Annotated in this window: 7 protein-coding genes; 6 read left to right on the top strand and 1 reads right to left on the bottom strand. The window is 57.0% G+C overall.

Going from position 1 to position 10,372, the window contains the following annotated elements; all coding sequences use genetic code 11:
• Positions 1 to 222 precede the first annotated feature (222 nt).
• The gene (locus KOE80_RS17715; protein WP_035270375.1) at positions 223 to 498 is read left to right on the top strand and encodes a response regulator transcription factor; all 276 of its coding nucleotides are present in this window, start codon (positions 223 to 225) and stop codon (positions 496 to 498) included.
• A gap of 1 nt (position 499) precedes the next feature.
• Here the strand turns inward: KOE80_RS17715 and KOE80_RS17710 are convergent, their stop codons facing one another.
• Entirely contained in the window at positions 500 to 1,138 is a 639-nt protein-coding gene (locus tag KOE80_RS17710) for a hypothetical protein (protein WP_009458742.1), read from the bottom strand.
• Positions 1,139 to 1,272: 134 nt separating this feature from the next.
• On the opposite strand from KOE80_RS17710, the gene coaE reads away from it, so the two are divergent.
• The 5 genes from coaE (at position 1,273) to KOE80_RS17685 (ending at position 10,366) form a co-directional block, all read left to right on the top strand.
• Entirely contained in the window at positions 1,273 to 1,875 is a 603-nt protein-coding gene (coaE, locus tag KOE80_RS17705; RefSeq protein WP_009458744.1) for a dephospho-CoA kinase, read from the top strand.
• A gap of 50 nt (positions 1,876 to 1,925) precedes the next feature.
• Complete coding sequence (gene zapD / locus KOE80_RS17700; protein ID WP_026484449.1) at positions 1,926 to 2,681, top strand: cell division protein ZapD; 756 nt, start codon at positions 1,926 to 1,928, stop codon at positions 2,679 to 2,681.
• Positions 2,682 to 2,903: 222 nt separating this feature from the next.
• The gene (locus tag KOE80_RS17695) at positions 2,904 to 4,175 is read left to right on the top strand and encodes an efflux RND transporter periplasmic adaptor subunit (protein ID WP_035270381.1); all 1,272 of its coding nucleotides are present in this window, start codon (positions 2,904 to 2,906) and stop codon (positions 4,173 to 4,175) included.
• 3 nt (positions 4,176 to 4,178) lie between these two features.
• Positions 4,179 to 7,265: a multidrug efflux RND transporter permease subunit gene (locus tag KOE80_RS17690; RefSeq protein ID WP_319002434.1), complete on the top strand. Its 3,087-nt coding sequence runs from the start codon at positions 4,179 to 4,181 to the stop codon at positions 7,263 to 7,265.
• Entirely contained in the window at positions 7,262 to 10,366 is a 3,105-nt protein-coding gene (locus KOE80_RS17685; protein ID WP_226349617.1) for an efflux RND transporter permease subunit, read from the top strand. The genes KOE80_RS17690 and KOE80_RS17685 overlap by 4 nt, the downstream gene beginning before the upstream one ends.
• Positions 10,367 to 10,372: the final 6 nt, after the last annotated feature.

The raw sequence follows: 10,372 nt of genomic DNA, 5'->3' as shown, positions 1-10,372 counted from the left end.
GGATGAGGCTGTAGCTTTGTCTGCGTTTATCCCCAATTTGAGGCGTAAAAAGATGGTTTTCCGACGCATTGAAAACCGTGTATCTATATTAGTCCTGTGACAAAAACATCCCGTACAAGTTAACAGTCGCGTAGTCCCTGCCTAAAATGACAAACTCTGTCTATGGTTGATTTTTCACATCGCAGGCGGCCTGTTCGCCTGGTACAGATATACGAGACTGACATGGTATTGAATAGTCATTTGCCCGCCTCTGTGCTGTTTGAAAGTCTGACTCCGCGCGAGCGCGACGTGCTGTCTTATATCGCCATCGGCAAGGCGAACAAGGTGATTGCGGCTGAATTGGCGATTTCCCAGCGTACGGTGGAGGCGCATCGGGCACGCGTTTTTCAGAAGTTACGCGTGCGCAATGCGGTTGAATTGACCCGCTTTGTATTTAGCGAGCCGGGCTTGCGCGATGTGCTGCCGCCCAGCCTGGTGGGCAGCCTGTCTATGCCTTAGATTAGCGGCAGGCAGGAGTGGCCTGGCCGTCCAGCTCGCTGATCGGGTCGATGTCGGCTTGGCGAGTCAGGTGGCTCTCCAGCGTAGGGCGTTGCTGGTTAAAGGTGTGAATGCGCAGTACGTTGTTGTTCACAAAGCTCAGATCGGCCAAGGTCGAGTCGTTGTTGGCCAGCAAAGCGATGCGGGTAGGCTGTGTGCCGATAGGTACCCAGCAGCCGCTCATGCGGTGTTCTTCGCCAGCACCCAGCGGGGTGGCACGCAAGCGCCATTGGCCAGCAGGAGCCAGGGTTACGCTGATTTTGTAGGGCTCACATGCGCCGCCTTGTGGTGGGCAGGACAGGGTGCCCAGAAAGGTTTTGGGCTCGGCCAGCTCTGGAACGCTACGGTCGACCATGGCGGCAGGCTGCTGGGCGCGGGCCGGTGTAATGGCGTGCAGGCCTTCCTGGTTACCGAAGCCTAAATTGATTTGCGAGGGGGCACGGGCGGTGCCGCTACCTTGCGCTTGGCGCAGGGCGTCTTTCTGGGTGGAGTCACGACCTTCGTTGGGGGTAGGCTGAACGGGTGCCTGGGCACATGCTGCCAGCAAAACGACCGAAAGCAAGGTAAGGGAACGCAGAGGGGAAATCTTGGTGAAAGACATGGCGGGCTTCCGTGGACTGGTTGATAGCTGAATTCTACGCTAGACCTGGGGCGGCGGGACAGTATCAGGTCTATTCAGGGTAGGAGGATTGGCGCGGGTACGTTACAGTTTTGTTTTTTATCCGTGGATTGCGCATGCTGACAATTGGGCTGACTGGTGGAATTGGATCGGGCAAAAGCCAGGTGGCCAATTTTTTTGCCTCTTGGGGGGCGGCTGTCGTGGATACGGATGTCATCGCGCATGAGTTGACCGCGCCCGGTGGTCTGGCCATTGAGCCGATTCGCGCTGCCTTTGGGGCACAGGCCTTGGCCGCGGATGGTTCCATGGACCGGGATTGGATGCGGGCCTGTGTATTTGCCGATCCTGATGCCCGTCATCGACTCGAGGCGATCATTCATCCCCTGATTTGGAACGTAACAAAAGCACAGACCTTGAAAGCGCAAGGATGTTATCTTGTTGTGGTTGTACCCTTGCTGGTGGAATCAGGACGATGGCGAGACCGTGTGGACCGGATTTGCGTTGTGGATTGTGATGAAGCGACCCAGATCGAGCGTGTTCAAAAGCGCAACGGGCTGGCAGTGGCCACAATTGAACGTATCATGGCAGCACAGGCGCAACGTCAGCAGCGCCTGGATGTGGCCGACGACGTGGTTCTGAATGACGGGCAGACGACTTTGCCCCTGTTGGAAGAGCGGGCGCGAGCAGTACACCAACGCTGGTGTGCCTTGACTGCCTGACAACACGACGTGTCTGACCCTCCAGTCGACAGAAAAAGGTTTTTAAACGCGTGACTCTATACGAATACCCCTGCAATGAGCGTGTCCGGGCTTTACTGAGAGTCGAATACTTGTTCGATAGGCTGTTTCATTTTTCGGCCAACCAGGATGCGTACTCGCATCAGATTGCTGTAGCGACTTTGTTTGATTTGCTGGACATCTCGGATCGAACCGATTTGCGTTCTGCTGTTCTTCAAGACCTGGAGCGTCAGCGCGTGGCGCTGGCTGCGCTGCGTGAACACCCCGGTGTTCAGCTGCAGGCGCTGGACAAGATGATTGAACAAATTGTGCGCGCTTCTGCTGACCTCTCGGCCCAGGGACGGGTGGGGCAGGGCCTGCGTGAAAATGAATGGTTGGCCAGTTTGCGGGGCCGGGTTGCTGTGCCCGGTGGTACGTCGCAGGTGGACATGCCTTCTTATTATTCCTGGCAACAGCGCCCCGATGCCGATCGTGTCCAGGATTTGCGCCGTTGGTCCGAGTCTTTCCTGCCACTGTATCAAGGTCTGGCCTTGATTTTGCGCTTGCTGCGCCAGTCGGGTGACTCGGCAGACCAACTGGCCCGTGACGGTTCCTATCAAGAAATGCTGGCAGGCAAGACCTTCCAGTTGCTGCGGGTGTGGGTGGACGCCGGTGCGTGCATCTATCCGGAAATGAGCGCTAACCGCTACGTCATCTGGATACGCTTTGTGCAGCAAGATAATCAATTGAAACCGCAGGCCGTGACGGGGGATATCCCCTTCAGGCTGGCCCGTTGCAACTTCGGCTGAAAACGCTGTTCATATAAGGTTCAGACTGCCGCTTTTATACTTGCTGTGCCAGCGTGGTCTAGCAGGGATGCGGTTTTGTCAGCGCTTGTATCTCTTTATCGTTTGAAACTAATTGCTATCGTGTTTTGGCTGCATAATGCGTGTCGCCGTCACGATCGGTAGTGCTTAAACGCTTATTTAGACCGTGCATAGAGACAATCAAGTTTTAGCCGGGGAGTATTCATGTCGGAGTTGAACACAGGCAGAGGTCGGCGGTCCCGATCCTTCTATGTCTGGGTGGTGGTGGGGCTGCTGGTGACAGCAGGCCTCGTTTATTACGCCCTGTCTTCCCCTTCCAGTACGTCCACTCCCATGCGCGGGCCTCGCGGCATGATGGGGGCGACTAAAGTCCCGGTGCAGGTGGCCACGGTCAAGGAAGGCCTGATCGACCAAACGGTCAATGCGATTGCCACGGTTAAACCTTTGCAAACAGTCGCCGTGCGCGGTGAAGTTGATGGTGTGCTCGAACGCATCCACTTCAAGGACGGCCAACGTGTAAAGGCCGGCGATTTGCTGGCCGAGATTGATCCGCGTACCTATCAGGTGCAACTGGATCAGGCGCGTGGCCAATTGGCGCAGAATCAGGCTCAGCTCAAAGGGGCGCAGCAGGAACTGGCCCGCCACCGCGTCCTGTTTCAACAGAATTCTATTGCTCGCCAGGCCTTGGAAACCAAGGAAACGGCCGTGCAGCAACTGCAGGCACAGATCAAATCCAATCAAGCAGAGGTGGCCCGTGCGCAGGTCCAGCTGGATCGCACTCGTATTACGGCGCCTTTGGATGGCCGCCTGGGTTTGCGCAAGCTGGATCAGGGCAATCTGGTGTCTGCCGGTAGTACTGATGGGATTGTCGTCATTACCCAGACGGATCCCATAGGCGTGGAGTTCTCCTTGCCGCAGAATCAATTGAGCAGCCTGCTGGAGGCCATGAAACAAAGCGAATCGCCTTTGCGGGTGTCCCTGATCGACAGCAAGGGTCAGCTCTTGTCGGACAAGGGCCGTTTGCAGGCACTGGATAACCAGATCGACATCAATACCGGCACGCTGAAAGTGAAGGCCGAATTTGATAATGCCGATGAAACCTTGTTTGCTAATCAGTTTGTCAATTCCCGTGTCTTTTTGGGCCAGGAACAAGGCTTGCTGATCCCATCGCACGCTGTGCAACGGGGTTCGGTGGGCACGTATGTGTACACCTTGGATGCCGAGGACAAGGTCCATATCCAGGTGGTGGAATTGGGGACGGCCACGCTGGAATTGACCTTGATTAAAACCGGCCTGAAAGAGGGCGATCGTGTGGTGGTTGAAGGGACTGACCGTTTGCGTGAAGGCTCGGAGGTCGAGGTGATGCAGCAAGATGGTCAGGCCAAGGAAAAGCCTGCGCCCGATGATGCCGCCGACAAGCCAGAGCAAGGCAAACGTCCGGGTGAGGGTCGCCGTCCACGTCCTGCAAGCGAGTAAGCCGTGAGCATGTCGCGTATCTTTATCCTGCGCCCGGTGGCTACCACCTTGGCGATGGTGGCCTTGCTGGTGTCCGGCTTGCTGGCCTATCGCATGTTGCCCGTAGCCGCTTTGCCGCAGGTGGATTACCCCACTATTCAGGTGGTCACGCTCTATCCGGGCGCTAGCCCGGATGTAGTGGCGGCCTTGATCACTTCACCGCTGGAGCGGCGTTTCGGCAGCATGTCGGGCCTGTCGCAGATGATTTCGTCCAGTTCAGGCGGGGCATCGCGCATTACCTTGCAGTTTGATTTGGGCTTGCCCCTGGATGTGGCCGAGCAAGAGGTGCAGGCGGCGATTAATGCCGCCTCCAATATGCTGCCCAATGATTTGCCTGCACCGCCTATCTATAACAAGGTCAATCCGGCTGATACCCCGGTTATTTCTTTGGCGGTGACCTCCCCCAATATGCCCCTGCACGAGGTGCGCGACCTGATTGATGTGCGGGTTGCACAAAAGCTCTCGCAGGTGACGGGCGTGGGTCTGGTCAGCATTGCGGGTGGTCAGGAACCAGCCATGCGCATTCAGGCTGATCCCAACGCCTTGGCCGTCCGCAATCTGACCTTAAGTCACCTGCGGCAGGCGGTGGTCGCGGCCAACGTGAACCAGCCCAAAGGCAATCTGGATGGGCCTCAGCGTTCCACCAGCATCGGTGCCAATGAACAACTGAAAACGGTACAGGATTATGAAAATCTGATCGTCAGCTACAAGGACGGTGCTGCCGTGCGTCTGGGCGAACTGGCCAAGGTGGTGCGGGATGCGCAGGATGTGCGTCAGGCCGCCTGGATGGGGACTGTGCCTGCGATCTTGCTGAATATTCAGCGTCAGCCTGGCGCCAACGTCATTGATGTAGTGGACCAGATTCAAAGCCTGCTGCCCGAGATACGCCGTTCCTTGCCGGTCGGTGTGGATGTGGAAGTCGCCACGGACCGCACCCAGACCATTCGGGACTCGGTTGACCATGTGCAAAAGGAAATGATGCTGGCCATTGTGCTGGTGGTGCTGGTGACTTTTGTGTTCCTGCGCACCTGGACGGCTACGCTGATTCCCAGCGTTGTCGTGCCTATCTCCCTGATCGCCACCTTTGCCATCATGCTGATGTGGGGATTCAGTATCAATAACCTGACCCTGATGGCCTTGACGGTTGCCACCGGCTTTGTGGTTGATGATGCGATCGTGATGATCGAGAACATCGCCCGCTATATCGAAAAGGGCGAAACCGCCTTGCAGGCTGCCTTGAAGGGCGCGGCGCAGATTGGCTTTACCCTGCTGTCACTGACCATCTCCCTGATCGCCGTGCTGATTCCGCTGCTGTTCATGAGCGATGTCATCGGCCGTTTGTTCCGTGAGTTTGCCATTACCCTGGCCGTCGCCATCCTGCTGTCCCTGTTCATTTCGCTGACGCTCACGCCCATGATGTGTGCGCGTATGCTCAAGCCCGAGGACGAACGCCAGTATGGCCGTTTCACGACCTGGTTGGGCGATCAGATGGACCGCATCATTGCGGCTTACGACCGTGGCCTGATTGTGGTGCTGCGCCACCAGACGCTGACCTTGTGGGTAGCTCTGGGCACAGTGGTGTTGACGGGCCTGCTGTACGTGATCGTCCCCAAAGGCTTTTTCCCGCAACAGGATACCGGCCTGATTCAGGCGATTACCCAAGGACCGCAAACCGCGTCGTTCCGCGCAATGGGGAATTTGCAGCAGCAAGCCGTTGCGATTGTGCTGGAAGATCCGGATGTGGAAGCCGTCACGTCCTTTATCGGGGTAGATGGCACGAACGCCACCTTGAACAATGGCCGTCTGCAAATTGCTTTGAAGCCCATTGGTTCAGGCCGGGCCAGCGCCAATGAAATCATGGCCAGGCTCGATGAGCGTCTGAAAGATATTCCCGGTTTGTCGATTTACCAACAGTCCATTCAGGAGCTGACGGTAGACGATCAGATCAGCCGTAATGTGTACCAGATGGCCTTGTCGGACCCGGAAACAGAGGTGCTGACGACCTGGATGCCGCGCTGGCTGGATGCTGTCAATGCCTTGCCGCAGATTAAAGATGCATCCATGAGCCTGCAAAACGATGGCCTGCAAGTGCTGCTGGATATAGACCGGGATGCGGCAGCCCGTGTGGGCGTGACCAAGGCAAATATCGACGATGCACTGTACGACGCGTTCGGACAGCGTTTGATCTCCACGATCTACACGCAGTCTGCCCAGTACCGTGTCGTGCTGGAGGTCAAGGATCAATATCGCCAAGGCCCGCAGGATCTGGAAAATATTCATGTAATGACAGCGGCAGGTACACCTGTGCCGATTACTTCCCTGGCGCGCATTCAGCTGGTTCCCACAACGTTATCGGTAGAGCGCTTGGGACAGTTCCCGTCCGTGAACGTGTCCTTTGACCTGGCTGATGGCTATTCCTTGTCCGACGCCATTGAAGCCATTGAAACCGTGCCCGACCAGATCGGTATGCCCTCCTCGGTGGATACCCGCTACCTGGGTGCCGCCAAGGCCTTCCATGCCTCTTTGTCCAGCACGCTGTGGCTGATGTTGGCCGCCGTGCTGACCATGTACATCGTGCTGGGTGTTTTGTACGAAAGCTATATCCACCCCATCACTATTTTGTCGACGCTGCCTTCGGCTGCCATCGGCGCGCTGCTTGCCTTGCTGTTAGCCGGGCGGGATCTGGACATGGTGGGGGTGATCGGGATCATCCTGCTGATTGGCATCGTGAAAAAGAACGCCATCATGATGATCGACTTCGCCCTGGAGGCGCAGCGCGAGCAGGGCATGAAACCGCAAGAGGCCATTCATCAAGCCGCCTTGCTGCGTTTCCGCCCCATTTTGATGACGACTCTGGCGGCCTTGTTCAGTGCCATCCCTTTGATGCTGGCCACCGGCTCTGGCGCAGAGCTGCGTCAACCCTTGGGACTGGTCATGGTGGGCGGTCTCTTGGCTAGCCAAGTGCTGACCCTGTTCACGACTCCCGTGATCTATCTGTTTTTTGACCGCTTTACCCGTAATGGCGCCAAGTCGGTACGCGAGTCGACATGAAACGCTTGTTAGGGCTGTTTATCTTCCGGCCAGTGGGCTCCAGCCTGCTGACACTGGCGATGGTCTTGGTGGGCGCATTGGCCTTGCGGCTCTTGCCCGTGGCGTCTTTGCCGGAAATGGATTTTCCGGTGATTGCGATTTCGGCCAATTTGCCCGGTGCCAGCCCTGAAACCATGGCTTCCAGTGTGGCCACGCCACTGGAGCAGGCTTTAGGTTCTATTGCCGGGGTGTCGGAAATGAGCTCTCGCAGCAGCGAGGGTTCCACCCAGATCATGCTGGTATTTGAACTGGACCGAGATATTGAAGGGGCTGCACGCGATGTGCAGGCCGCTATCAACCAGGCCCGGCCCATGTTGCCTTCGGGCATGTCCAGCGTGCCCACCTACGAGAAGGTCAACCCGTCGTCCATGCCTATCATGGTGCTGGCGCTGACCTCGCAGACGGCAAACAAGGCCCAGCTGTTTGATATGGCCAGCGGCATTGTGCAGCAGAAGCTGGCACAGATTCCGGGCGTGGGTTCGGTAGACGTGGGCGGTGGCTCCTTGCCAGCGGTACGGGTGGGATTGAATCCCAAGGCATTGGCCTCGGCTGGCATTGCGCTGGACGATGTGCGTTCGGTGATCAATAACGCCAACAGTTTGCGTCCTAATGGCTACCTGGAAAGTGAGCAGGGCCAGTGGCAGATCAACTCGGGCAAGCAGTACAACCAGGCACGGTTTTTTGACCCCTTGATTCTGAAGAATCAGGACGGGCAGGTTATTCGTTTGGGAGATGTGGCCAAGGTCGAGGACTCTGTTGAGAACATTCACAGCATGGGTTACTGGAATAACCAGGAAGCGGTGCTGTTGATTGTGCGTCGTCAGGCGGGCGCCAATATTATCGAGACGGTCAATACCATTCGTGAACGCCTGGCTGGTATCGAGGAAATGCTGCCCAGCCAGGCGCAATTGACAGTGGCTCAGGATCGTACGCCCAGTATTCGTGCCACGCTGGAAGAGGCTCAACTGACACTGATTATTGCGGTGGCCCTGGTGGTGCTGGTGGTCTTGCTGTTCCTGCGAAACTGGCGCGCTGCTTTAATTCCGGCCATTGCCGTCCCGGCGTCCTTGATCAGTACCTTTGCCTTCATGCATTTGTTCGGCTTTACGCTGAACACCATTTCCCTGATGGCCCTGATTGTCGCTACCGGATTTGTGGTGGATGACGCCATCGTGGTGCTGGAAAGCATTATGCGTTACCTGGAAAAAGGCTTGTCCCCCATGCGGGCAGCCTTGCGCGGGACGCGGGAGGTGGGCTTTACCGTCACAGCCATGAGCTTGTCGCTGGTGGCCGTGTTCATTCCCTTGTGGTTGATTGGCGGGCTGGCGGGACGCTTGTTCATGGAGTTTGCCGTCACCTTGTGTACCGCCGTCCTGGTGTCCCTGGTGATCTCCTTGATGCTGACTCCCATGATGTCATCGCGCCTGCTGCGTCCTGGGCCGCAAGAGCATGAGTCCACCAACCCTATCAGCCGCTTTTTGGGCTGGATAGGCAGCGTCAGCTGGCGTGGCTACCGTCGTTCATTGGGGTGGGCGCTCAAGCACCATCGCCTGATGCTGTTCTCCTTGTTCGTCACGATTGGCCTGAATGTGTACCTCTACGCCGTGGTGCCCAAGGGACTGTTCCCGCAGCAGGATACTGGCCAGTTGATGGGTTTTTTCCGAGTCGACCGGGGGACCTCTTTCCAGTCCATGGTGCCCAAGCTGGAATACTTCCGTTCTATCCTGAATCAGGACCCGGACATTCGTTCGGTGGCCGTGTTTGCCGGTGGCCGCAGTGGCAGCACCTCGTCCTTTATTCTGGTTGAGCTCAAACCTATGGACGAGCGCAAGGCCAGCACGACGGATATTGTGAATCGTCTGCGCGAGCCTTTATCCACCACGCCGGGGGCGCGCATGTTCATGGTGCCGCAGCAGGATATTCCGGTCGGTAGCGGGGGCGGTGGGCGCAGTGGCTCTTACGACTATTCCTTGCTGGGCAGTGATCTGGAGCTGTTGAAAACCTGGTTGCCCAAGGTTCAGCAAGCCATGGCCGAATTGCCAGAGCTGGTGGACGTGGACACTGGCACGGACGATAAGGCAGGCCTGGTCCAGCTGGAAATTGACCGCGATATGGCCACGCGCCTGGGCATTGATATGTCCATGGTGGCGGGGACCTTGAATAACTCCTTTTCCCAGCGTCAGGTTTCCACGATTTTTGGCCGCTTGAACCAGTATTACGTAGTCATGGAAGTGGAGCCGCGTTTTGCGCAGGATCTGGAGTCTCTGAAGGAAATCGAGGTCGTTGCCAAAGACGGCACCCGCGTTCCTTTGTCTGCCTTTACGCGCTTTACGACCGGCACCGCGCCGCGCAGCATTAACCATATGGGTTTGCTGGTGGCCGAGTCTGTGTCCTTCGGTTTGGCCGAAGGCGTCACCCTCAGTCAGGCAACGGCGGCCATTGAGCAGGCCATGGCTCGTATTCAGCTTCCTACACGCGAGATCCAGGCCGGGTTTGAAGGTAATACGGCGCAGATGCTCGATGCCCTGGCCAAGCAACCCATGATGTTCCTGGCTGCTTTGGTGGCTTTGTATATCGTGCTGGGGATGTTGTACGAGAGCTATATGCACCCGCTCACCATTCTGTCCACTTTGCCTTCGGCTGGGATTGGGGCATTGCTGGCCCTGATGATGACTAGTGGCGAGTTCAACCTGATTGCCATGATCGGGGTGTTCTTGCTGATTGGTATCGTCAAGAAGAACGCCATCATGATGGTGGATTACGCCTTGCAAATGGAGCGTGAGCGCGGCATGGGTTCGCGTGAAGCTATTTACGAAGCCTGCCTGGTGCGATTCCGCCCCATCATGATGACGACCTTGTCCGCCATTTTTGGTGCTATTCCTTTGATTCTGGCCTCCGGGCCGGGCGTGGAAATGCGCCAGCCCTTGGGCGTCACCATTGTGGGTGGTTTGGTGCTCAGTCAAATCCTGACCTTGTACACCACGCCGGTGGTTTATCTTTATCTGGATCGTTTGCGCCATCGCTTCATGCGCCGCAAGAACCAGACAACTTTGAATATATAAGCTGAT

This window comes from Alcaligenes sp. 13f (assembly GCF_020496585.1).
Taxonomy (GTDB): domain Bacteria; phylum Pseudomonadota; class Gammaproteobacteria; order Burkholderiales; family Burkholderiaceae_B; genus Alcaligenes; species Alcaligenes phenolicus.
This window is presented reverse-complemented; position numbering and strand designations above follow the sequence as displayed.

Coding starts and splice junctions, on each gene's coding strand:
- KOE80_RS17715 (WP_035270375.1), top strand. CDS start 223: ATGGTATTGAATAGTCATTTGCCCGCCTCTGTGCTGTTTGAAAGTCTG.
- KOE80_RS17710 (WP_009458742.1), bottom strand. CDS start 1,138: ATGTCTTTCACCAAGATTTCCCCTCTGCGTTCCCTTACCTTGCTTTCG.
- coaE (WP_009458744.1), top strand. CDS start 1,273: ATGCTGACAATTGGGCTGACTGGTGGAATTGGATCGGGCAAAAGCCAG.
- KOE80_RS17695 (WP_035270381.1), top strand. CDS start 2,904: ATGTCGGAGTTGAACACAGGCAGAGGTCGGCGGTCCCGATCCTTCTAT.
- KOE80_RS17685 (WP_226349617.1), top strand. CDS start 7,262: ATGAAACGCTTGTTAGGGCTGTTTATCTTCCGGCCAGTGGGCTCCAGC.